Source organism: Xenorhabdus bovienii (genome assembly GCF_024721015.1).
Lineage (GTDB): Bacteria > Pseudomonadota > Gammaproteobacteria > Enterobacterales > Enterobacteriaceae > Xenorhabdus > Xenorhabdus bovienii.
Window position 1 is genome coordinate 1 of sequence record NZ_JANAIF010000038.1, and the last position, 25006, is coordinate 25006.

20 protein-coding genes are annotated in these 25006 nt (G+C 45.0%); 2 read left to right on the forward strand and 18 right to left on the reverse strand.

Features of this window, described 5'->3' with window-relative positions; all coding sequences use genetic code 11:
• Positions 1-173: 173 nt before the first annotated feature.
• From actP to acs, 3 genes are all read right to left on the reverse strand, one after another.
• Positions 174-1820: a cation/acetate symporter ActP gene (actP, locus tag NXS07_RS11500; protein ID WP_038208838.1), complete on the reverse strand. Its 1647-nt coding sequence runs from the start codon at positions 1818-1820 to the stop codon at positions 174-176.
• Positions 1817-2128 carry a DUF485 domain-containing protein gene (locus tag NXS07_RS11505; RefSeq protein WP_038197723.1) on the reverse strand — a complete coding sequence of 104 codons (312 nt, stop codon included), beginning with the start codon at positions 2126-2128 and terminating at the stop codon, positions 1817-1819. The genes actP and NXS07_RS11505 overlap by 4 nt, the downstream gene beginning before the upstream one ends.
• 166 nt (positions 2129-2294) lie before the next feature.
• The gene (acs, locus tag NXS07_RS11510) at positions 2295-4250 is read right to left on the reverse strand and encodes an acetate--CoA ligase (protein WP_038197722.1); all 1956 of its coding nucleotides are present in this window, start codon (positions 4248-4250) and stop codon (positions 2295-2297) included.
• A gap of 371 nt (positions 4251-4621) precedes the next feature.
• Between acs and sodA the strand changes: the two genes are divergently transcribed.
• The gene (gene sodA / locus NXS07_RS11515) at positions 4622-5248 is read left to right on the forward strand and encodes a superoxide dismutase [Mn] (RefSeq protein WP_038224240.1); all 627 of its coding nucleotides are present in this window, start codon (positions 4622-4624) and stop codon (positions 5246-5248) included.
• Positions 5249-5323: 75 nt separating this feature from the next.
• On the opposite strand, the gene trpS is transcribed toward sodA, so the two are convergent.
• The 11 genes from trpS to pilM form a co-directional block, all read right to left on the reverse strand.
• The gene (trpS, locus tag NXS07_RS11520; protein WP_038208835.1) at positions 5324-6358 is read right to left on the reverse strand and encodes a tryptophan--tRNA ligase; all 1035 of its coding nucleotides are present in this window, start codon (positions 6356-6358) and stop codon (positions 5324-5326) included.
• A 4-nt stretch (positions 6359-6362) separates the two neighbouring features.
• Positions 6363-7067: a phosphoglycolate phosphatase gene (locus NXS07_RS11525; RefSeq protein ID WP_038208831.1), complete on the reverse strand. Its 705-nt coding sequence runs from the start codon at positions 7065-7067 to the stop codon at positions 6363-6365.
• Positions 7067-7741, reverse strand: coding sequence for a ribulose-phosphate 3-epimerase (rpe, locus tag NXS07_RS11530; protein ID WP_038183751.1), 675 nt, complete (start codon positions 7739-7741; stop codon positions 7067-7069). The genes NXS07_RS11525 and rpe overlap by 1 nt, the downstream gene beginning before the upstream one ends.
• Before the next feature lie 58 nt (positions 7742-7799).
• Entirely contained in the window at positions 7800-8618 is an 819-nt protein-coding gene (gene dam, locus NXS07_RS11535; RefSeq protein WP_038197716.1) for an adenine-specific DNA-methyltransferase, read from the reverse strand.
• 85 nt (positions 8619-8703) lie between these two features.
• On the reverse strand, positions 8704-9669 hold the full coding sequence (locus NXS07_RS11540; RefSeq protein WP_038224238.1) for an SPOR domain-containing protein: 966 nt from the start codon (positions 9667-9669) through the stop codon (positions 8704-8706).
• A 185-nt stretch (positions 9670-9854) separates the two neighbouring features.
• On the reverse strand, positions 9855-10952 hold the full coding sequence (aroB, locus tag NXS07_RS11545; RefSeq protein WP_258086776.1) for a 3-dehydroquinate synthase: 1098 nt from the start codon (positions 10950-10952) through the stop codon (positions 9855-9857).
• A 45-nt stretch (positions 10953-10997) separates the two neighbouring features.
• On the reverse strand, positions 10998-11519 hold the full coding sequence (gene aroK / locus NXS07_RS11550; protein WP_012986682.1) for a shikimate kinase AroK: 522 nt from the start codon (positions 11517-11519) through the stop codon (positions 10998-11000).
• A 402-nt stretch (positions 11520-11921) separates the two neighbouring features.
• A complete protein-coding gene (pilQ, locus tag NXS07_RS11555; protein ID WP_038224237.1) occupies positions 11922-13007 on the reverse strand; it encodes a type IV pilus secretin PilQ in 1086 nt (361 codons plus the stop codon).
• A gap of 2 nt (positions 13008-13009) precedes the next feature.
• Positions 13010-13561 carry a hypothetical protein gene (locus NXS07_RS11560; protein WP_038214174.1) on the reverse strand — a complete coding sequence of 184 codons (552 nt, stop codon included), beginning with the start codon at positions 13559-13561 and terminating at the stop codon, positions 13010-13012.
• On the reverse strand, positions 13551-14102 hold the full coding sequence (locus NXS07_RS11565) for a PilN domain-containing protein (RefSeq protein WP_038208815.1): 552 nt from the start codon (positions 14100-14102) through the stop codon (positions 13551-13553). Before NXS07_RS11565 ends, NXS07_RS11560 begins: the two co-directional genes overlap by 11 nt.
• Positions 14099-14926 (reverse strand): pilus assembly protein PilM, encoded by an 828-nt coding sequence (gene pilM, locus NXS07_RS11570; protein WP_046335502.1) that lies wholly within the window; start codon positions 14924-14926, stop codon positions 14099-14101. Before pilM ends, NXS07_RS11565 begins: the two co-directional genes overlap by 4 nt.
• A gap of 117 nt (positions 14927-15043) precedes the next feature.
• On the opposite strand from pilM, the gene mrcA reads away from it, so the two are divergent.
• A complete protein-coding gene (gene mrcA / locus NXS07_RS11575; protein WP_258086777.1) occupies positions 15044-17572 on the forward strand; it encodes a peptidoglycan glycosyltransferase/peptidoglycan DD-transpeptidase MrcA in 2529 nt (842 codons plus the stop codon).
• Positions 17573-17663: 91 nt separating this feature from the next.
• Here the strand turns inward: mrcA and NXS07_RS11580 are convergent, their stop codons facing one another.
• The 4 genes from NXS07_RS11580 to nudE form a co-directional block, all read right to left on the reverse strand.
• A complete protein-coding gene (locus tag NXS07_RS11580) occupies positions 17664-18467 on the reverse strand; it encodes a Tc toxin subunit A-related protein (protein ID WP_258086778.1) in 804 nt (267 codons plus the stop codon).
• The gene (locus tag NXS07_RS11585) at positions 18442-21114 is read right to left on the reverse strand and encodes a neuraminidase-like domain-containing protein (RefSeq protein ID WP_308686606.1); all 2673 of its coding nucleotides are present in this window, start codon (positions 21112-21114) and stop codon (positions 18442-18444) included. Before NXS07_RS11585 ends, NXS07_RS11580 begins: the two co-directional genes overlap by 26 nt.
• Complete coding sequence (locus tag NXS07_RS11590; protein WP_258086779.1) at positions 21009-23825, reverse strand: Tc toxin subunit A; 2817 nt, start codon at positions 23823-23825, stop codon at positions 21009-21011. The genes NXS07_RS11585 and NXS07_RS11590 overlap by 106 nt, the downstream gene beginning before the upstream one ends.
• A 573-nt stretch (positions 23826-24398) precedes the next feature.
• A complete protein-coding gene (gene nudE / locus NXS07_RS11595) occupies positions 24399-24962 on the reverse strand; it encodes an ADP compounds hydrolase NudE (RefSeq protein ID WP_038208802.1) in 564 nt (187 codons plus the stop codon).
• Positions 24963-25006 lie beyond the last annotated feature (44 nt).

A 25006-nucleotide genomic window follows, 5' to 3' on the forward strand; every position in this document is an offset into this window, starting at 1 on the left:
GCGCCGATGGTAGTGTGGGGTCTCCCCATGTGAGAGTAGGGCACTGCCAGACACCTATTTAGCCAGAGAAGCCACCCAACCGGGTGGCTTTTTTGCGTTTGATGAATTTTAAAAAGACTTTTGAAAAATAATTTACTACTCAGATTGGCTGAACAAAATTAATGTGCCTTCCCCTACTCGATACCAATTCCAGTCTGTGAACGAATAAACTGATTGCGAAACATTTTCCTTTCCTGCTGACCTTGTTGTGATCCATCTGTGATGGAAAATAACCATGTACCGATGAATGCTACAAACATAGAAAACAGTGCTGGGTATTCGTACGGATAAATTGGTTTTTCATGACCGAGGATGCTGACCCAAATAGTAGGCCCAAGGATCATTAATACAACTGCAGTAATTAATCCTAACCACCCGCCAATGAGTGCCCCGCGTGTTGTCAGCTTATTCCAGTACATCGACAATAAAATAATCGGGAAGTTACAGCTTGCGGCAATTGAGAATGCCAACCCCACCATGAAGGCAATATTTTGTTTTTCGAATAAAATACCCAATCCTATGGCGACAAAACCGAGGATAATGACAGTAATTTTGGAAACCCTCAGTTCATCACGCTCATTGGCTTGACCTTGCTTAATTACATTGGCATAGAGATCATGAGAAACCGCTGAAGCACCTGCTAAAGTTAATCCCGCCACAACAGCTAAAATAGTGGCAAAGGCCACGGCAGAGATGAAACCAAGGAAGAAGTTACCGCCAACGGCATCTGCTAGATGGACAGCGGACATATTTGTTCCACCAATTAATGCTCCAGTCACATCTTTGAACGCGGGATTGGGGCTGACTAATAATATTGCACCAAACCCAATGATAAACGTCAGGATATAAAAATAGCCGATAAACCCTGTGGCATAGAAAACACTTTTACGGGCTTCTTTGGCATCACTAACGGTAAAGAATCGCATGACGATATGTGGCAATCCGGCAGTACCAAACATCAATGCCAGTCCTAAAGAGAGTGCTGATATAGGATCAGACACTAATCCGCCTGGGCTCATGATTGCCTGACCACGGGAATGCACAGCGATGGCTTCTTTAAATAGAGTATTGAAATTGAAATTTACGGCTTTCATGACCATCAGGGCCATGAATGTTGCTCCTGCCAGTAACAGGATTGCCTTGATAATCTGAACCCATGTCGTTGCCAGCATCCCACCAAACAGCACATACAGCACCATCAAAATACCGACTAAAATAACTGCGATGTGATAATTCAACCCAAATAGCAGCTCAATGAGTTTTCCTGCCCCAACCATTTGAGCGATCAAATATAGCGCAACGACAACTAAAGAGCCTGTTGCTGACAGAGTACGAATGGGGCGCTGTTTTAATCGATAAGAGGCGACATCAGCAAACGTGTAACGCCCTAGATTTCTCAGACGTTCAGCGATGAGGAATAGAATAATTGGCCAGCCAACGAGGAAGCCGATCGAATAGATCAGTCCATCATAACCAGAGGTATAGACTAACGCGGAAATTCCCAGAAAAGAGGCGGCTGACATATAGTCACCAGCGATGGCCATTCCGTTTTGGAACCCTGTAATGCGTCCACCAGCGGTGTAATAATCTGAACGTGATTGCGTTCGTTTTGAAGCCCAATAAGTAATGCAAAGCGTGAACCCAACGAATAATAGAAACATGACAATAGCTTGAATATTCAAGGGTTGTTCTTCTACATTGCCTGAAATGGCATCCGCTTGTGCCAAGTTGTGAAAGAGTGTGGAAAATAGCAGCATCGCTGACAATACGATTTTTTTCATTTTTTTACCTCATTGAGGATAGTCGAAGTCAAACGATCAAATTCACCATTCGCCCTGACAACATAGATCCCTGTTAATATGAAAGAAATAAATATAATCCCGACACCCACAGGAATACCACGGGTCATGCTGGAGCCTTCATAGAGGGGAGTACCTAGCCATTCAGGGGAAAAAGCGATAAGAAAAATAAAGCTAACATAAATTACTAACATGATGGTGGATAACAACCAGGCAAAGCGTCCACGTTTCTTAACTAATTCCTTAAAGCGGGGATTATTTTCAATTTCTTGATAAATATTAGGATTCATCAGAGCGTCTCCTTTTGGATTTTGAACGATACACCTTAATGCGTTGTAGACAGCCAAACGCAGGGTACAAAAATCCGTGGGAACTCATGACGTATCTGTCATGTCCCTGCACAGTTCTCTGCTTTTGGTGATACGTTATTAAGCCGCCTTCCGGCGGCGTACTTTTTTAAGACAGATTCATGGATTGCTTTTCTTCCAGTAGTTTTTCAACGACACCCGGATCGGCCAGTGTGGAGGTATCACCTAAGTTACTGGTATCGCCGGAAGCAATTTTGCGCAAGATACGGCGCATGATCTTTCCTGAACGTGTTTTGGGTAACGAATCCGTCCAGTGAAGAATATCGGGTGTTGCAATCGGGCCGATTTCTTTGCGAACCCAATTTCTGACTTCGGTATAAAGATCTGGGGAAGGTTCTTCACCATGATTCAGTGTGACATAGGCATAAATCGCCTGTCCCTTGATATGGTGTGGAATGCCAACAACGGCAGCTTCTGCAATTTTTGGATGTGAAACCAGCGCAGATTCAATTTCTGCGGTTCCCAACCGATGACCTGAAATATTCAGGACATCATCGACACGGCCAGTGATCCAATAATAGCCGTCTTCATCACGTCGAGCGCCATCTCCGCTAAAATACATGCCTTTGAACGTCGAAAAATAGGTTTGTTCAAAACGCTCATGATCACCATATAAAGTTCGCGCTTGTCCTGGCCAGGAATCCGTGATGACAAGATTGCCCTCACATTCGCCAGTTAATGGCTCACCTGAGTTGCCTACCAATGCCGGACTGATGCCGAAAAATGGCAAAGTAGCCGAACCTGGTTTGAGATCAACTGCTCCGGGTAATGGCGTGATCATGAACCCGCCTGTTTCGGTTTGCCACCAAGTATCGACGATAGGGCATTGACTATTACCTATCTTCCGGTAGTACCATTCCCATGCTTCAGGATTGATTGGCTCACCTACCGAGCCCATGATACGTAGTGACGTACGTTTGGTTCCTTCAATCGCCTTATCGCCTTCAGCCATTAATGCACGAATGGCGGTTGGTGCAGTATAGAGAATATTAACCTGATGCTTATCAACGACCTGACAGAGGCGATTGACATCGGGGTAGTTTGGCACCCCTTCAAACATCAATGATGTGGCACCGCAGGAGAGAGGCCCATACAGAAGGTAACTGTGGCCGGTTACCCAGCCAACATCGGCTGTACACCAGTAGATTTCACCCGGACGGTAATCAAACGTGTATTTGAAAGTCAAAGAAGCATAGACCAGATAACCGCCTGTGGTATGTAGAACCCCTTTAGGTTTGCCGGTTGAGCCAGAGGTATAAAGGATGAAAAGTGGATCTTCGGCATTCATTTCTTCGGCAGGGCAATCTGTGCTGACATTTTCGATCAACTCATGCCACCACAAATCACGGCCTTCCTGCCAGTTTTTGGTGTTACCAGTACGCTTGAAGACTACCACATTAGCAACGTCGGTCACGGCTGGATTGCTCAATGCTTCATCGACATTTTTTTTCAATGGAATAACGCGGCCTGCACGTATCCCTTCATCTGCGGTAATAACCAGCTTGGCATTGGAATCGATAACCCTGCCAGCAATGGCATCAGGAGAGAAACCACCAAAAATCACGGAATGGATTGCACCAACTCGGGCACATGCCAGCATGGCAACGGCGGCTTCGGGTACCATTGGCATATAAATCGCAACGACATCGCCTTTTTTGACACCAAGTTTTTTCAATACATTGGCGAATTGGCAGACATCATGATATAGCTCGCGATAAGTAACATGTCTGGATTCTGCGGGATTGTCTCCTTCCCAGATGATAGCGGTTTGCTCACCACGTTCTTGCAAATGGCGGTCAAGGCAGTTGGCACTTAAATTCAGAGTGCCATCTTCAAACCAGCGGATACTGACATGTCCTGGGTCGAAAGAAGTGTTTTTAACCCGAGTATAAGGTTTTATCCAATCTACTATCTTCCCTTTCTCACCCCAGAACGATTCAGGATCTTGTAGTGACCATTGGTAATCTTGTAGATATTGTTGTTTGCTTATCAGGGCCGTTTCTGCAATGTCAGCAGGAATAAGATGCTTGATTATTTGAGTCATATTTTTATCTCCTTGCGATTGTTAATACTATGTCAAAACAACGTTAACTAAAGTGTAAGGAGAAATTTTGTTTCTTTTTTGGGCGTAAGATCACGCATTAAAGAGAATGGATTTCATGGAATGATCAATTAATGCGGAGTGTTTGAGAGAAATTTAGTTCTGTTGATAATTTAATGTTTGGGGAGAACGACTAACTTATGGATTTTATTTAGTTATTCTATCCAATGAAAAAATGCAACTGAGAAATGGAAAGGAAACCATAGTTATAATATGGAATTGATAATCATTTTCATTATCGTCCAAGTCATTATAATAACCACCTTGTTCACAAGCTGTGAGCCTTATACATTCTAAACCACTGGAGATATGACATGAGCTATTCCCTGCCTGCTCTACCTTACTCTTATGATGCTCTGGAGCCTCATTTCGATAAGCAGACGATGGAAATTCATTATACCAAACATCATCAAACCTACGTAACTAACACGAATACAGCGCTGGAAGCCTTCCCTGAATTAGCTAAACTTCCTATTGATGAGCTGATCCAGCAGCTTGATAAAATCCCTGCGGATAAACGCACTTTTATTCGTAATAATGCGGGAGGGCACTCAAACCACAGCCTGTTCTGGAAAGGATTAAAATTGGGAACGGTCTTGGGTGGTACTTTGAAAACGGCCATTGAGCGGGATTTAGGTAGTATTGAGATCTTCAAGGAAAAATTTGAGCAAGCCGCTGCAACCCGCTTTGGCTCTGGCTGGGCATGGCTGGTTCTAAAAGCAGATGGCAAACTTGCGGTTGTTTCAACTGCCAATCAGGACAGCCCGTTAATGGGAGAGGAAATTGCCGGTGCTTCAGGTTACCCCATTTTGGGTCTGGATGTGTGGGAACACGCTTATTACCTGAAATATCAAAACCGCCGTCCAGACTATATTAAGGCGTTTTGGCATGTAGTGGACTGGGATGAGGCAGCAAAGCGTTACGAAGAAAAAATTAAGTAACTAGTGAGACTGATTTCTCTCAGTAATGCTGGTCAGTATTATGGCCAGCATTTTTACTATTCGATAATATTGTTATTACGGATGAGCAATAAACCCTACCGCTTCGTAAACTTTATCTAAAGTCGCCTGAGCACGAGCTTGTGCCTTGGCAGCTCCTTCAGCCATGATTTGATTAAGTAATGCTTCATCATTGCGGAAATGGTGAAAACGTTCCTGCAAGTCAGTCAACATTCCAGAAACGGCTTCTGCAACTGCACCTTTCAGATGACCATACATCTGGCCTTCAAATTCAGCTTCCAATTGAGGAATTGTCTTACCTGTTACACCTGCCAAAATGTCCAGTAAATTGGAGACGCCGGGTTTATTTTCCAAATCATAACGTACACGTGGTGGTTCTTCGGAATCAGTGATGGCACGTTTGATTTTCTTCGCTGCCGATTTTGGATCTTCCAGCAGGGCAATAACGTTATTACGGTTATCATCCGACTTTGACATTTTCTTGGCTGGATCTTGCAAAGACATCACTTTAGCACCACCCGTTGGAATGAATGGTTCTGGTACGGTGAAAATATCACCGTAAATGGCATTAAAGCGCTGTGCCAGATCACGGCTCAATTCAAGATGCTGTTTCTGGTCAATTCCCACAGGGATTTGATTGGCCTGATAAAGCAGAATATCTGCGGCCATCAGAACCGGATAGCTAAATAACCCTGCGTTGATGTTTTCCGCATGACTAGCTGATTTATCTTTAAACTGGGTCATACGGCCGAGTTCACCGAAATAGGTGTAACAGTTAAGTACCCAACTTAATTGAGAATGCTGTGGAACGTGTGACTGAACGAAGATCGTACTTTTCTTGGGGTCAATGCCACATGCGAGGTAAAGTGCCAGCGTATCAAGCGTGCGTTTTTTCAATTCATTTGGGTCTTGGCGCACGGTAATAGCATGCTGGTTAACGATGCAATAGATGCAATCATACTCATCCTGCATTTTAACCCACTGACGTAATGCCCCCATGTAGTTACCGATGGTCAATTCACCGGAAGGCTGTGCGCCGCTGAATACAATAGGTTTTTGGGAGTTTGGTTTCATTACAGTGGGTTCATTCATTTTGTTACGCTTCCTGAAGTTTCAACGTGGATAATCCGATAGCCGGTAGTAAATCCGGGAAATGGTCCAATATATAATCTGGGTGGCTTAATGCTATCGATTCTCCGTAGTTATATCCATAGGTTAAGCCAACACAAGGGCAGCCGGCTGCCTGTGCCGCCAAAATATCATTACGGGAATCACCGACAAAAAGCAATTCTTCTTTATGGATGCCAAACATGCCCATTGTTAGATATAGCGGGGCAGGATGGGGTTTTTTCTCTTTAACATCATCACCACCCAGCACCAGTGAAAAGTATTCACTGATCCCCAATGATTCCAGTAATGGCGCAATAAAAGGTGTGGGTTTATTGGTTACGATGGCCATTGGCAGATTATGCTGTGCCAGTGTTGCCAGAGTCTCTTTTACGTGGGGAAACAGTTGGCTGCCTGTTGTCACGGTTGTTTCATAAAACCCATCGAATAGCTTACGGGTTTCACAATGCAGTTCAGGGGTGGATTCTACTCCTGCCCATTTCAGTGCACGCTCAACCATGACATCCGCGCCGTTACCTATCCAGATAGCAACTCGTTCTTTGCCTGCCGCAGGTAAACCTTTGGCAATCAGAGCCTGATCCAGTGCTTCCGCCAGACCGCTGGCGCTGTCAACTAATGTTCCATCCAGATCAAATGCAATGGCACGAAGATTTTTCTTAATACTTGTTACCATTATGCCACCTTTGATAATTCACGGCGCATCTCATCAATGACCGTTTTATAGTCAGGCTGGCTGAAAATAGCAGAACCAGCAACAAACATATCTGCGCCCGCCTGAGCGGCTTCTCTAATATTATTGGCCTTGATGCCACCATCAACTTCAAGACGAATATCGTATCCGCTGTCGTCAATGATTTTGCGTACCTGCCGTAACTTGTTCAGGGTTTCTGGAATGAAGGACTGGCCACTGAAACCCGGGTTAACGGACATCAGCAGAATCACGTCCAGCTTATCCAGCACATAATCAAGGTAACTGAGAGGGGTTGCTGGGTTGAAAACTAGACCTGCCTTACAGCCATGTTCTTTGATCAGTTGCAGGGTACGGTCAACATGCTCGCTCGCTTCGGGATGGAAAGTGATGTAGGTTGCACCTGCCTTGGCAAAATCAGGGATAATACGATCTACAGGTTTTACCATCAGATGAACGTCTATCGGTGCCGTAATGCCATAATCACGCAGCGCCTGGCAGACCATTGGCCCAATGGTCAGGTTTGGCACATAGTGATTATCCATAACGTCAAAGTGGACAACATCAGCGCCTGCTGCCAGAACCTTTGCGGTATCTTCACCTAATCGGGCAAAATCTGCGGATAGAATGGATGGGGCAATCAGAAAATCTTTCTTCATTATTATCTTCTCCAATTCATTGTTTTATCCCCATTATTCCAGGGGTAAGAAACCTCAGTCACTTCCGGCAGTATAACGCCAAAAGCTCATCAACTTTACTCCGAGCAAGAATGTTTCTACTTATTGTCCGACGGGCTTTAACAATATGAAGAGAAGCCTGATGGTACCATTCCCGCGTCATTGGCGTGTCATGGTTGGATATGAGCACAGGAATGCCCTGCTGAGAGGAAAGATGATAGGCCATCCTCGCTAGATTTTCTTGATCGAGGAGGTTAAAACTATTTGTATGATAGGCCGTAAAATTAGCCGTTGCCGAAAGTGGGGCATACGGAGGATCACAATAAATTACTGATCCTTGTGGTGCGTTGTCTAGCGTGATTTGGTAATGCTGGCAGACAAAAGAGGCTTTTTGGGCTTTTTCAGCGAACCAGTAAAGTTCATCTTCAGGAAAATAAGGTTTTTTATACCGCCCAAAAGGGACATTAAATTCTCCCCGAGAGTTATAGCGGCAAAGGCCGTTATAGCAGTGGCGGTTAAGGTAAAGAAACAATAGACTGCGGTACAGTGGTTCTTGGCTTTTGTTGAACTCTTCTCTCAGGCGGTAGAAGTCTTCCGCAGTGTTGAACTCCTGAGAGAATAATGGACGGGCATGATTGATAAATTCTTCTGGACGAGATTTTACCGTGTCATACAGGTTGATCAGATCACTATTTATGTCTGACAAGATGTAAGAATCATAATCGGTATTCAGGAATACCGAGCCTGCGCCAACAAATGGCTCAATTAAGCGTTCTCCCTCTGGCAGATGACGTCTAATGTCATCCACCAACGGGTATTTTCCACCGGCCCATTTTAAGAAAGCGCGTTTTTTTTTCATGCCGTCAAATTAGCTATTCAATAATTTCAGAGCCGCAGATTGTACTCTGTTTAGGACAGCATATCAGCGCCTAATCAAAATAGTTTTATTTTTTCAGATCTTGCTGAACCTGTTGTAGTTTTCTAACCCAAGGTTTTTTGGCCTGAACTTCAGCCGGGAGTGAGGAAATGGCACTTTTGGCGTCAGAAACCGAACCATAACTACCGTGGATCAAGATAAACCATGCCTTACCTTCACGTTTCGCTTCATAAACCGTATAATTTGAAAGGTTATTGTTCTTTGCGAAGGCAATTAAGGTATCCGAGCGGCTGGCGCTACTTAACTGGAGTGTGAATCGGTTGGCGGAGGCTTTCAGTAAATCACCGCGAGTATCGGTCACACCCTTTTTACTGGCCTGATGATGGGATATTGCTGGTTTATCAGTTGATTTGGCATGATTTTCTGATTTTGCCACTTTTTCCGTTTTTTCTATTTTCGGCGGTGCAACTTTTTCAGTCTTATTCTGTTCAACTGGCGGTATCACCGTCTGTTGCATAGAGTTGGACTGTGATGGCGTCAGGTTTTTTTGCACCGTATCATTGATGTTGCGTTGCTGTTGATTCAAGGCATCAGAAATATCACCGGGCAATTCTATGCGCTGGTTGTGGCTACTTGCCTCAGGTGTTGGAGAAAGATCTTTGCTTGGTGTATTGCTAATGGGTGGCATACTGATTTCTTGTGAGCCATGGCTTGCCGGTGCCGATGGATTTTCCGGTGAGCTACTCTGATTATTGGTAGAGAGTGAAGAAGAGCCGGATAGATCGATGTTTTTCTCAGCCGTATTCTGGGATTGCTGTTTCTCATGATCAGTTGGCGATTTCAATGCAGAACTGATAGCAATAATCAGCAGTAAAAGCACCAGAATTCCAACCCCAATCATTAATTGCTGGCGGGATACTGCCAGTTTGGGCTGGTTGGATTGGCTGCGCGATCGCGGAGGGCGGCGATCAGATGTATCAGGTTTAAATTCGTTTTCTGTTTTTTGTTTGTTTTCTGATTTTAATTCGTCCATATGCCCTCTCAGCAGAGATAATACTGCCAATTGTTATTTTAGAGGTTTGGCAGCCTGATCTAACTAAAACCGATAATGTTCTATCTGATAATGTAGCTATTTTATAGCATAACAGCCAGAAAATGATTCATTATTCAAGCTTTTATTCTCAGAAGGAATTTTGCCATATTCAGATAATCGTGTATTTAGCTGGTCGATGGCAGACATAGGCGGACGGCGTCCAATATGACATCAGACCCGATATCAGAACGAAGTTCTGCTTTCCCAATTGCCGTAGGCAGTACCAGATGCAATTTTCCCGCAGAGACTTTTTTGTCGCGCATCATATGCGGCAAATAGATTTCTGGAGACATTTCCACTGGGCCGTTGACTGGAAGCTTTGCCCGCTCCAGCAAGCTGATAATGCGCTGAGTATCCTGTCTTGAGAACGTGCCCACAAGCTCAGATGCCCGTGCTGCCATCACCATACCCGCAGCAACCGCCTGACCATGCAGCCAGACGCCATAACCCATTTCAGCTTCAATAGCATGCCCAAAGGTATGGCCGAGATTTAATAGTGCTCGCATCCCATTGCGTTCTTGTTCATCAGCAGCGACAACCCATGCTTTGAGTTCACAGCAGCGACGAATGCAATAAGACATTGTCTGATTATCGAGAGCCAGTAATTTCTCGATATTGCTTTCAAGCCAGTTAAAAAATTCACCATCCAGAATGATGCCGTATTTGATAACTTCAGCCAGACCTGCATGCAGTTCTTGAGCAGGTAATGTTTTCAGGCAATTGATATCGATGATAACGGACGCTGGCTGATAAAAGGCCCCTATCATGTTTTTGCCGAGGGGATGGTTGACGCCGGTTTTTCCACCGACGGAAGAGTCAACCTGAGAAAGTAATGTGGTGGGTACTTGAATGAAGCGAATGCCGCGTTGATAGCAAGCGGCGGCAAACCCTGTCATATCACCGATTACACCACCACCGAGAGCGATAAGCGTTGTGTCACGACCATGATTATTTTCCAGTAAAGCGGAAAAAATGTCATTGACCACAAAAAGTGATTTGTACTGTTCACCATCAGGTAAGATAACTTCGTCTACCCGAAGACCCATACCCTGCAATGTGGATTTCACCTGTTCAAGATACAGGTGAGCCACCGTCTCGTTGGTCACTATCATGACCTGCTGACCAGCTTGCAGGAGCTTGAATGCCTCATCGCTAGAAAATAGCCCTTGGGCTATGGTAATCGGATAGCTTCTTTCACCTAACGTAACAGTTACTTGTTCCATATCACCTTTCGCCTTATCGTTTGCTGCTGTGCACACCAGCGTGAATCAGTTTTTTTCCAGTAATTCGATAATTTGGTTAGCAACAACTTTGGCGCTTTGCTCATCTGTACGGATAGTCAGATCAGCAATTTCCTCGTAGAGAGGGTTGCGCTCATCAGCTAAATTTTCTAAAACTTCGCGTGCTGGTGCATCCACTTGAAGTAAAGGGCGTTTTTTATCACGCTGGGTACGAGCTAACTGTTTTTCGATGGTTGTTTCTAAATAGACGACCACACCACGGGCAGACAGACGATTACGGGTTTCTTTCGATTTAACAGAACCCCCACCCGTTGCCAGTACGATGCCTTGTTTTTCAGTCAATTCGTTAATTATTTTTTCTTCACGGTCGCGGAAGCCTTCTTCGCCTTCCACATCAAATACCCAGCCCACGTCAGCTCCGGTACGTCGCTCAATTTCTTGATCAGAGTCGTAAAACTCCATATTGAGTTGCTGAGCTAACTGACGACCAATAGTGCTTTTGCCGGCACCCATAGGCCCAACCAGAAAGATATTGCGTTTCTCTGCCATGTTTTTGGTATTACTAAGACTATTTGTTAATGATAACCCGCCCCGCCAATCAGATTAGCCACGGGACCTAAACTGAAACCTCATGAGTGAGAATGTGAGATCAGATGGGAAAATTATCTCAGCACATCAACCTGTATTGCAACTATATATATCTGGCACGAACCGTTGTAGTCTGGTTTATGCTTTGTTGGCTGACTGTGAGCCTACTTTATGTTTATTGGGGTAGACTCTTACTTGTGATGTTAGACCCGCTCACTCAATTAGATAATCCTTGTATGCTAAATTACTCTCAGCGTCAAATCCATAAACAGGTCAGACCAAGAAAAATAGTAGAAAATCTGGTGAAAAAGACATAATTACGCCTATTAATTGTTTGATATTTATCATTTATTTTTTTATTGGTTAAATATCGGTCAGTTGAGGTGTAATAAAAATTACGAGTTCCCTTCGGCTGTGCTGCTCTCCTTTTTGGTTAAATAATGCACCCAATAGAGGAAGATCAGACAAGTAAGGGACTTTTTGCAGGCTAGCGCCTTTTTTCTGCTGAAAAATGCCACCAAGAATCAGGGTTTCCCCGTTTCTGACGGTAACCTGCGTCACGATTTCCTGTTTATCTATCGCCAGATTTTCATTTCCTCCCTGACTAATGGGGAGTCCAGGGGCGTTCTGGCTGATTTTTAGCGCTAAACGGATTTTCCCTTTTCTCAAGATGTGTGGAGTCACCTCCATACCTAATACCGCCTCCTTAAATTGAATCGTCGTTTTGTCCTTGTCCTGAACGAGATAAGGGATATCAGAACCCTGCTTAATGCTGGCTGGCTGTTGGTGTGAGGCTGTCAGCCTTGGGCTGGCAATGATATCCAGTTGGTTTTCCTGCTCCAGTGCACTGAGCTCCATTTCTAGCAAGCTTGCATGGATGCGGGCAGTGTTCAGTACCAGTCGGTGGCTTTGATTACCTGCGGATTGATGCAAATTCAAACGGTTGAGGCCTATTGAGCGATTTAGTGGATCAGCCGCCATGCCCCAGTGAATTCCCAACTCATGCAGAGCCTCTCTGCTGCTGGTGACAATATGGGCCGTAATTTGTACTTGTTGTTGTGGTGTATCCACCTCTTTCAGCCAACCTTTGATGCGGGTAATGGCATCAAACTTATCTTCCAATATCAGGCTGTTGGTTAAGGGATCGTGTTCAACTTTGCCCCATTTTGTTAGTAGCGCCGGAATATTTTTCTGTAATTGTTCGGCGATCTGCCCTGCGTCAGCGTATTGCAGAGTAATAGCCTGATATTCAATCTCCTGCTCCTGTTCATCCCGTTCTGCTGGGGAAAATTCGAGTTGTTCATCTAATTCGTTTTTCGGTGGCTGGAACGGATTTCTTACCGCTATTTCGCTCTCTGTTTCTTTCCATGCGTTAATTTCTTCGGCAGAACTGAGGGTTGGCAGTAGCAGGAACAGGCAAGCCAGTAGAATAAAAAAATGATTGTTCATGATTATCCCTCATGGAGGGCATCTGACAGCACCATGCGGACAGTCAGATCGTTATCGACAGGGATGATGGTGAGGTGTTTAATCAGCAAAACAGGTTGTACTTGTTGAATTTCATTGAGGAAATGGAGGAGTTGGTCATAGCTTAGTAACAGCATGATGTGCCAGAAAATTTGGTTGCCTTCCTTATGGCTTTTCCACTCCATGAGTTGACTGCCAGAGCTGGTTAAGGGCTGATGAAGGCGTTTGAGTACGGTGGCATTTTTTTGCGGGATATTGTTGGGCAAAATATTGCTGCCTTGGCTGAGTTCTGCTGTCAATTGCTGAATCTGTTGTCGGATATCGGGTAGATTGGGTAACTCGGCGATACGCTTTTCGGATAACGCCGAATTGTGTTTCTGCTCGGTGATATTGAGCTGGAGGTCATGGATTGCGTATTCATTCTCCTGCCAGACCCAAAAATAGAAACTTAATATGAGTGGAATGACCAGCAATTGCTGCAACAGAAACAACTGCCATGCTGGACGATGAAACCACACAAGATAATTACTTTTCATCAGGTGCTCCCATTAACCAGTTGGCATCGATAGTAAATATCTTGAGATGTTCTTCCGTGGTGCTCATTTTTTTCAGTTGGACATTGTTCAGTGAGGCATTGTCGGTCAGGTTATCCAGTAAGTCCGAGACATCATCGTAGTTTTGACTGCTGGCGGCAAAAACCAATTGGCCGGTGTCGTCACTGAATGCAGTAAGCCAGCTTTTTTCCGGCAATAAGTGCGGAAGTTGACGAAATAACTGTAAATATCTTTGATTCTGTTCCATGAATGTCTGTTTTTTCCTTAATTGCAGTGTCAATTGATGATGGTGTTGAACGGCTTGTTCGTTTTCTTTGATATTTTGTTGTAATTGCACTAATTGGTGGCTAATTTCTGTTAATTGGTTGCTATATTTCGCAAGTTTGTTTTTTTGTTGCACGGAAATAAACGTCAGTACAGATACGCAGAGCATTAATTGCAGGCAGAACAATAGCCCCCATTTCCGGCATAGGCGTTTCAATCTTGCCTGACGCCACGGTAAAAAATTAACCTGATACATCATCTATCATCCGGCCTCAGTGCCAGCCCCGCAGCGATAATGAAGGCATTAGTTTTTTCGGGTAATGGGAGCTGGTAATGGCGAAATGCGGTCAGCATGTTCCAGACATGAACGGGTTCTGCTGGCATAGCATGCTGTTCGTCACTGTAATAAATCTCAGGGCTAGCCATGTCTGGTGAGACAGGCAACTGGCTGATGATTTGTGCCAGATGCGGATGTGCCTGCATTGATATCAACCCATAACTAAAAGGGCCACTGGCGGGGGCAACCCATAGCCAGTCTGCTATGCGTTTGTGGATCAACCAGCCGTCATCGGGAACGCCTGCAAGTTTGGCAATATAGCGTAATGCGCAGGGAGAAATATCAATGGCATCGGGGGATAAATCGATGTCTGCGAGCAGCTTAAGCCAGAGGTTGAGATCTTTTTGCCGGGTGGCGCTGATACAAATTTGCTGACCACGCACCCGATAATCCAACGCAAGATCACTGACAGGGAACTGTTTTTCGGCATTGGCATGCATAAACCAGCCGAGTTCTGGTTCTTGCAATAGAGTATGGGTAGGTAGGGCGATCTGCTTCTGTAAGGTTTGTTGAACAGGTAATGTTAATCGTAAGCTAATCTTTTTAGGTAATTTTTGCCGCCATTGCATTAAAATGTGGCCTAATTTTTCAGGATGTTGTAGCCGTCCTCCTGAAATAATGTCGCTTGATAAACGATATTGCCAGCAATGGCGAAGTTGCCAGCCATCACGACGTTTAATGGCTGCGAGAGCATTAATGTAATGTTCATGGACATCCAGTCCGATATACCATTTTGATAAATACATGTAGCGATCTCCATACCTGCTATTAATGAAAGGTCATATCCATAGTGCTGTATAGCCTTTATACTACGTACTAATCGTTTATAAACTGCCCGATTAACATGGCGTGAGAAATTTCAGGTGAAGTTCATAAAGTATTTTTTGATCCTTGTCGTTGTTTGCATTTTATTGGGAACCGCCTCGATTTTTGGTTTGTACAAATATATCGAGCCGCAGTTGCCAGATGTCGCGACTTTAAAGGATGTCCGATTGCAGACACAAATGCAGGTGTACAGTGCTGATGGCGAGTTGATGGCGCAATATGGTGAAAAACGTCGTCTACCGCTAACCCTTTCCGAAATGCCACCCTTGATGGTAAAAGCCTTTATTGCCACTGAAGACAGCCGTTTTTATGAACACCATGGTGTTGATCCCATTGGCGTTATCCGTGCGGTTTCGGTCATGATGACTTCTGGCCATGCTTCCCAAGGGGCGAGTACCATTACTCAACAGTTGGCGAGAAACTTTTTCCTCAGCAGGGAGAAGACGCTGATACGTAAGGCGAAAGAGGCGTTTCTGGCGATTAAGATCGAACAACTGTTGACGAAGAATGAAATCCTGGAGCTATACCTCAACAAAATTTACCTTGGCAATCGTGCTTACGGTGTAGGGGCTGCGGCTAACGTCTATTTTGGTAAGAATGCCAATGAGTTGACTTTGAGTGAGATGGCGATGATTGCCGGACTGCCGAAGGCACCTTCTACTTTTAACCCGCTCTATTCTTATGATCGTGCAGTCGGCCGTCGTAATGTGGTATTGGGGCGCATGCTGGAAGAAGGGTACATTACCCAACAGCAGTACAATGAAGCCAGAAGTGAGAAATTGGTTGCCCGTTATCATTCACCACAGATTGTCTTCTCTGCGCCTTATCTGACTGAAATGGTACGGCAGGAAATGATTAACCGTTATGGTGAAAATGCCTATACCGATGGATATAAGATCTATACCACCATTACTCGTAATGTCCAATTGGCTGCCGTTGATGCCGTCCGTGCAAATGTGATTGATTATGATGTGCGTCATGGCTATCGCGGCGCACAGGAAGTGTTATGGACTGTCAGCCAGTCAGCATGGAGCCAGGGCCAAATTGTCGATAAGCTGAAAACCCTGCCCAAATATGGTCCATTGCTGCCTGCGGTGGTCACGAAGTCCAGTGCGACTCAGGCTGAAGCTATGCTGGTGGATGGCAGTAAAGTTGAACTGACTATGGCGGGTGTTCGTTGGGCGCGTCAATTTAAGTCTGACAGTCTGCAAGGGGCGGCACCACGCAGTGTCAATGAAGTGATTCGAGCCGGTGAACAGATTTGGGTCAGAAAAGTCAATGATACCTGGTGGCTGGCACAATTACCTCAAGTTAACGCGGCGTTGGTATCTCTCAACCCTATGAATGGCGAGGTAGAAGCGCTGGTCGGTGGGTTTGATTTCGAGCTAAGCAAGTTTAACCGCGTGACCCAATCTCTGCGTCAGGTGGGTTCCAACATCAAGCCATTCCTGTATACCGCTGCGATGGACAAAGGGCTGACGTTGGCATCTATGTTTAATGACGTGCCTATCAGCCGTTGGGATGCGGGAGCTGGAACGGATTGGCGTCCTAAAAACTCACCGCCGACTTATGATGGCCCGATTCGTCTGCGTCAAGGATTAGGGCAATCCAAGAACGTGGTCATGGTTCGAGCCATGCGTGCGATGGGGGTGGATTATGCCGCTGACTATCTGCGCCGGTTTGGCTTGCCGGGGGAAAATGTCGTGCGGACGGAATCGATGGCGCTGGGTTCTCCTTCTTTCACACCAATGCAAATGGTGCGTGGCTATGCAGTGATGGCGAATGGCGGTTATTTGGTTGATCCTTACTTCATCACTAAAATTGAAAATGATGAAGGAAAGGTATTGTTTGAAGCTAAACCGAAACTAGCCTGTCCACAGTGTGAAAATATTCCGGTGATTTATGGTGATACAGCGCGTTCCATTGAGTTGTCCGAAGATTCGATTGAGAACGTGACCCATTCCAATGTCACGCAAAATTCGACTCAGCCCCAGTCAGAGTTAGAGCGTGCTCCGGTCAATACGAACAACGATGATCAGCAGTACGCGCCTCATGTCATCAGTACGCCGCTAGCGTTCCTGATTCATGATGCCTTGAATACCAATGTCTTTGGTGAACCGGGTTGGATGGCTACAGGCTGGCGTTCAGCCCGTGATTTGAAACGCCGGGATATCGGGGGCAAAACAGGAACGACAAACAGCTCGAAAGATGCGTGGTTCTCTGGTTATGGCCCTGATATGGTTGCCACGGTCTGGATTGGTTTCGATGAGCATAGTAGAGCTCTGGGGCGTACACCCGCCCTGAAAGGTGAAGGCGGAGCGAAAAGTGCTCAACCCATTTGGAATGATTTCATGAAAGTGGCGCTGGAAGGTGTACCGGTAAAAGTGATGGAACCACCAGCAGGCATTGTTTCTGTCACCATTGATCGCGCGACGGGTAAGCTATCCAATGGTGGGGGCAATACCCGTAAGGAATATTTCATTGAAGGTACACAGCCAACGGAATATGCCGTTCCAGAAGCAGGAACGACAGTCACTGAGAATGGGGAGAATCAGGAACTATTCTGATTGACGACAGGAATCAAGGAAAAAAGCCTTGTCGGGAAACTGACGGGGCTTTTCATTATTATCAGCTTATCAACATCTGTGCTCTATTGGATTACTTATTACCCACTTTATCTTTGACGGCTTTGGTAAACTGTTTACCCCCATCCACGGCCGTATAATGCACATGAATGTTGATATCTTTTAACCGCCATGAGGCCAGTGGTAGCAGAGGATCACGGAATATTTTATTGATCACCTGCTTATCTGGGAATGCCAGCGTCCATGTTGAAATGGCTCCGGTGCCTTCAAATGGCAGGTAACGGTCATCATCAAACATCAGGGTGTACAGCCAGTTCTCTTTTGCCACACTGCCATCATCTTCACTTAGGGAAGAGAGGGCGATCTGCTGCTGGGCGCGCAGATTGGTAACAATATTCTTATTGTTGCCTGCTTTTCTGCTGGGGTCATAAAGCCAGTTTATTCCTTCAAGATCCGCGCTGGTCAGCGTTGAACTGCCCGTCTGGGTCAGGACGGCACTGATTTCTGGTGACAGGATAGGTGTGACGCTCAAGGTACTCAGCGAAATTGACACGGAAATCCGTTTGATCTGACGCAGGTAATGCCCGGGGTAATTGGTATCAAATAGCTTGGGATTCAGTGTAAAGCTGACCACCTGTTTTTTTTCAATTTGATTCTGTAATTCATGCGCTGTCAGCAACTCGCTGAGGGAGATGGTTTTCTTGATATTCATGCGGCGTTCATTGCGCTGTAGCCACGCATTTTCCATTTGCAGCAGATCCAACTGCAATGATTCGCCCGCCAACAGGCCACGATAAGAATCATTCCACGCCGTAGTTTTGATAAAGCCTCTGCGCTGATAATCCCCCACTTCATAACGCCAGCTTGCTTCGGCCATCAACGACCCTAACATCGGGTTCAAAGTCTGCCTTGATCTGTTCAAGGGTGACAGGATACCAGCCGGTGACATCCAAACCTTCCGGTAATGTACCGAGCAGTTGTAGTGCCTGTTGATAGCATAAACTTGCTTTGTTCAGGCTGTCTCGGGTTAGTTGGCGGTAAAGGTTATCTCCCTCCTGTATCCAGAGTGTGATCTGAAAATGGAACAGCGTTTTTTGGTAATACACTGGCAGGCTGTAAGCAATGGTATCAGAGTCGTCTTCTTTCACTGACGGGGGCAGGTTACTGCCATTTTCGATGATAGGGCGAGAATTCCACATCTGCATTGACCCATAGGGATCAAACAGATAGTTGAGTAGCCAGCGTCGGGCATCGTAGAAACGCTGTTCTTCGCTAAGCCGATAAGTTACCAAGAAAGGCAGGTGGAAGAATAACTCCCAGAAATATATTCCGTTGGCACCGCTAAAGTCTATTGGTGTTGATGATGTACTGTCATCTAACGTCGGTTCTAGCAGTGATTGGGTATCCCATGACAAAACCTGCTCAATGGATTGCGTTGCCCGGGCGACTAATTGTTTGCCAAACAAGGTATTTAATCTGATGGCGGTGGAGCGGAATCCAAGGCTCGTAATGTCCAGATATTGTGCCTGTTTTGTATTCCTGCTTAAGGTGATAACAGGGATCCTATCGCTTTCTCTTACGATGATCTGGTATTTATTTGAGACTGTACCTGTATAGTCTAGAGGTTGGTTAGCACCTGAATACTCGGTTTCTAATGTTGCGGATAGTGTGAAGGAATATTCGTCGATATTAGCACGGATCGGGATAGTGATTTCTTCCGTGGTGGCACTACCATTGAGTATTACTTCCTTAATTGTTGGGGCTGTGCCTGAAGGTGTATCAAGCGTCAGTGTCAATTTTGATTTTGTGTATTCCCAATTATAAAGGACATCAAATGTCCTCCTACCTCTTGAACCTTTATTCTTTGTTGTGACAACAAGTGCTGACGTATCTGGTTTCCATGTTTCACTTCGCTGAGAAACTATACCATTGAGCCAATTCAACTCAGCGAGTTTAGTCACGGTATTGTCTTTCCATTCATTAGGAGACACAGTAAAAAGTATGATGCTGCCATAAGATACAGTAAATGTTGATGTTGGTGCTTGATCCCCTTGCCAGGTAAGATGGAATGTTTTCAGACTGGTTTGACTGGCAGGAATATGTATCTTGATTGATTCCTTGTCAGAATTATCAACTTTAATAGTGCCATCAAAGTCTTCGGTAGGAAGTTTTGACAAAAATTCTATATTATTGAAAATTTTAAATTTTGTACCGTATCCTTTGGGATTCCTTTTAATCAAAGTATTTGTCCCTGTCAGAATCAGTTTGGTTTTATCTCCGCTGAGTTTAGCGTCTAACTTCAATATGAGGTTCTTATTGTCTTCACTTGCTTTGTATTCGATAAATTTCTCAGTACCCACGTAATGGTGCTGCAATGTGTCAGAGTTTTTAAAAATTTTGTACCAAGATGAGATAAGTGTATTTTCATCTTGGTTATTGAGTGCTTTTTTATCCACCAGCAGTAAGTCGCGCAGTTCAAGGAAATAGTCTTGGTTTTTCTTCCAGACACTACTGTCTGTTTTTGTGGTGTCATACAGCAAGACGCCCATCCACGGATCGCCTTCGCGTTGTATATCCACCATTGCGATCAGCCCCGGTTTGTATTTTTCATCTTTCAGATACGGGTTTTCGTTATCGGGGACACGTTTACCATCTTTTGTCGGGTATTCGCCTTTGGAATCGGTACCATCCAGTCGGAACAGGGTATTCGGTGCGCTCCACTCACCGTTGCTTTGCTTATAGGTGAATTTTACGTTGATGGCGCGATAATCCGATGGTTTTTGATCTGCGCTCATCAGCGGGCTGGCTTCCCGTTCAACCCAAATAGTATATTGGCGGCCAGAAATCACGATTGGACGCAGAGCCAGTAACGTTCCTGGCAGTGACAGGGTGATTTTCTCCCATTCACTCCATGCCAATGGGCTGATCCGATCATTGTCATCACGCATCTTGATATCAAGAGTGCGCCAGTAATACTCCACCGGTTCAGCGTTGTTTTTACCGATAAAGTGATAATAATCATTTTCCGGATCAGTGCCATCAATATACCCACTGACCAGTTGCAGATTACTGATCCGCTCAAACTCGGTTAAATAACGCAGGATAGCCGTCTGGATCATATTGTTGTTCAATCTGGACTGCCCCAAATCATTTTCCAAATCCGCAAAAGCACGGGTTTTACGTAGCCTGCGGGCAGGGTCGATAAAGTTTTCAGGGAAGTTTCTTTGCTTCTGCCATGCCTGCCAGTGACCATATTGGCTCAGGTTACGGTTCCAGTGTTCAATGCGCTCATCACTGATGGTTTGTACGCCATAGCCCGTTTCCAGACGGGAAAACAGGCGGAACAGATAGCGTTGTAAACTGGCGATAGCGAAAGCCACTCTGCTGGTGCTGACCTCTGTGGCAACTTGCAAATCGGTCAAGAAGTAATTTGATAAGTCTTCAACGGTGGTGATATCGGATAAATTATCATCCGATGGCGCCCATTGTCCCAGCAGATACTCAATAAGGGCATCACGCCACAGTTCATTGAGAGAACCTTCCAGTTTGGTTTGTTCTTCCTGTGTGCAGGCGGCAAACAGTGCGCTGCTGACTTGTTGCCAGTGATCATAGTCGGATTGGTTCGATAGCTTGGCAACATCCAGCAGGGGCTGGGCAGAGATGTCACTTTTCTCGGCCAATACTTTGACGCGCATAATCGTGCTGATGCCGATAACATTTTGTGCCACGTTATGCTCGAAGCCATTTGTGACCTGTTGGATTTCTTTGCTCGTCCAACCTCGGTTGTCCAGATGTTATCCAGCGGTGGCGTTTGGCCTATTTGATTGGCTTGGCTCAGATAATAGAGTACGTCGTCTTCAGTTTTGTGATTGGCTAATAAATCCAGCCAATCACCATAACGGCTCAGTCGATGCAAGAAGGTGAGATCAAGATCGCGTAGCTTATCGTCGGGCAGATGCAATCCAAACCAGTCTGGATTCCCGATTAGCGCCTGTATCGTTTTTGCTGTCAATTTGAATGATTTGACAATCGCGGTGTAGCGGTTGAGGTCGTACCATGTGGCGACGGCTTTTGCCTTCAATTGGGGATCGCCGGCTGGAGTTGCCAATGAGATGGAATCGCGCAGGAAAGTCGCCTGATTGTTGCCTGTCCACAGTAATAATGGCAAAGAGAGGGTTTCATCAAGATTAAACGCATGGCTGATGGCTTTAATCACCAGATCTTGCTGAGCGATAAAGGCATCGCGGATCAGAACTGTCAAAATTTGAGTCCACGTATCTCCTTGAGCTTTCCAGGCTTCTTCTTCTGCCAGTTCTTGCAGGATTTTTCCAACCTTTTCAGACAAGGCTTTTTCCGCGCTATTGTCTGCTGAAACTAGATCACCCTGAATAATTCCCATGTTTTCATCAACCAGTTCGGAAAACGATTTCATCCAATTAACCGGGATTTGCTTGGCCTGAAATCCCATCATGGCCGCCGCAATTTTATCTTCACTCAGCAAGGCATATTGTTGATCGGGCAGAATGGAGATCACTTTTTTGAGCCAGTCGATATTCTCAATATCTTCGCTAGTCACACCATTGGCGTCGGGTTGATAAGGTGTCAGTAATAGATTCAGGGATAATGTAGACAGCTCATGGCGTTTTATCCATTGTGCAGCATTCATGACACGGACCATCACATCAAGGATATCAATATCTTCGGCATTTTTACTTAATACGGGCACTCCGGCCAGTTGTTGCAGGTAGTTCGGATTATCGTTGTTCAACAATAACAACAATCCCAAACCTTCTTTGACGGGCAACTTCAGCAGGCGCGGTAATTCAACCAGCCGGTACAGCGCCGATACCACATCCAGTGAGCGTTTGGGTTTGGTCAGCGTTTGTGCCTGCATGATTAAGCTGAGTAAAATCTGACAGGTCGCATCATCGATCTTCAGGCCAGCACACAATTGATTGACGGTTAATGCGTCCAGCCCTTCGATCGTGGAGGGATCGAATTCCTGATTGTCTAAAACCAGTACTGAAGACGATGCTGCCTGCTGTGACAGACCGGAAGCATTGAACAAACGATCAAAAAATGACAGTTTGTTTTCGAGCGAATAGGGGGTAATTTGGCCGATAAAGGCTGCAAATTGCTCGGCTGTGGTGCTGTATTCCTGTTGGAAATGCAGGAAAACGCCCAAAGCACGTAACGTTGCTTCAGTAATGGCGAAATCCTGTTGTTTTTCAGCTTGTCGGGCGGTTACCAACAGCAGATCAAGCTGTTCAGACGTCAGTTTCAGTGCTTTCTGGATATGCAGGAAACGCTGAATGCGATCGAAATTGTCATTGCTGATTTCTTTGAGCAAAACGACATCTTTTGCTGTTTTCGGGTCTACGGTTTTTGCCAGATAGATGGCCGGTTCGGTGCCGGCATTGATGAATGAAGCTGCGTAGTTGGCACCGGAAGGGAACTGTTTACCCGCATTAGTGGGCTTGGCGACATTGCTGGAATAGGTGACGATACTGTGGGTGATTTTATTGTCAGACAGCCCATTGATGGCGAAAAGCCGTTCCGCTTCTTGAGAACTCAGGTTGGTTTGCTGGGTAAAGACGGTGAGACGAGATAAAGATAACGCGGCCTCGGCTGCATCCCCTTTAACGCCGTAATATTTGGCAAAGAAATCTTTTTGGTCGCTTTGCGATTTTTCCTGTAGCAGCGTCTGAAGTTTCGGTGCCAGCGAACTGCTGACCATCATGGCTGTTTGCAGCGAGTCTGAACTCAGATTGTTATCGATAAAATTGGGATATTGGCGATCGGCCTGTTGGATCAGTTCAAGCAATGGGAGCTCTTTTTCTGCCAACACTGCGATGGTTTGTTTCAGCGGAAAATGAAACGGCAGTGCAAGCGGATAGTGAATCTCTGCCAGTGAATTGGTCAAAGGCTGGTTCTTGTTGATATGCGCCTTGACCTTTTGGGCCAAGGCTTCAATGATCAATGGTAATAGGCTACTGGTTTTATTGAGGTTTGTACTATCAAGCAACAGTGTTTCGATATCGGGACATCTTTGGCTGAGAAATCGGACACTGTCTTTGTCAGCCTCGCTCTCAAACAGTCGAGTCTGCTGATACAAATCAACCAGATAGGCCAGAGGCCCATCATTGGTTTCGGGTAAACCCGGCAGACAGTAGAGATCTTGATTATCATTAAAAAGCGTCTTATAGCTGGTTCTTGATTCCAGAATATTGGCCATAAATCATACCTTTTAAATAGAAAGTGTGATGAATTAGAGAACTTATTCTCATTACCAATCCATAACGCAGGTTTATGTTTTTTGGCAGATTGGTAGGGTTACACTATGGCCTGTCAATGATTGCTATCCAGCCTAAAATATATTTTGGATCTGATCGTTTTTTAAAAAAAACACTTGATTTCAATTGGCTGGATTAAGTGTTTTATTAATCAATAGAAAGAAGGTTTTTTATTGGGGATTAATGACGATCATATTTATTAATATTAACGATATAATAAATATATTTATTAATTATTTTTAATAAAGGGAAAAGCTTTTTACCCATATTATTTATGGTAATTATTTTAATTAATTTAGTTTAAGTGATTGATGTTTTTTGTCAGATTGGCGGCTTAAAATGGGGACAGGATTAATATTAAGAGGCGTTATCTTTTATCGCAAATAGATTTCAAGTTGTAGCGCGATGACAAGTGAGTGAATTCCCAGGCATATAGATAACCATGTGACTGGGGAGTAAACGCAGCCAGCAAAAGCAGAAACTTGAAGGCACATACCTGTCGATTGGGATAGGTTTTAACGCGTTCCATTGCTTGATGCTTGCAGGTATCGCTGTGCAAAAAACAGGGCACTGACGTTTCTGGCTTCGTTGAAATCGGGATGTTCCAGCAAAGACATCATATCTGCGATTGGCCAGCGAACCTGTACTAGTGGTTCTGGCTCATCTCCTTCCAAACGTTCGGGATAAAGATCTTGAGCAATGACAATATTCATCCTGCTGGAAAAATAGGAAGGAGCCATTGTCAGTTTCGTCAGCAGTTCCAGTTTGGCTGCCCCGAATCCCACTTCTTCCTTCAGTTCACGATTGGCTGCTTCAAGGGGGCTTTCTCCTGCATCAATGGCACCTTTAGGAAAACCCAATTCGTATTGTTCAATGCCAACGGCATACTCGCGGATAAGGAGTAACTCATCGCCGATCACGGGAATGATCAGTACTGCTTCACGATTGGAGGGTTTCATGCGTTCATAAAGTCGCTTTACGCCATTGCTGAACTCAAGATTAACAGACTGAATATTGAATAAACGGGAATGGGCAACGTCATTTATATTCAATATTTTAGGTTTCTTCTGATCAATCATGCTTGCCCCTAATGGTTGCCATACACTGGCTAATTGAAAAATGA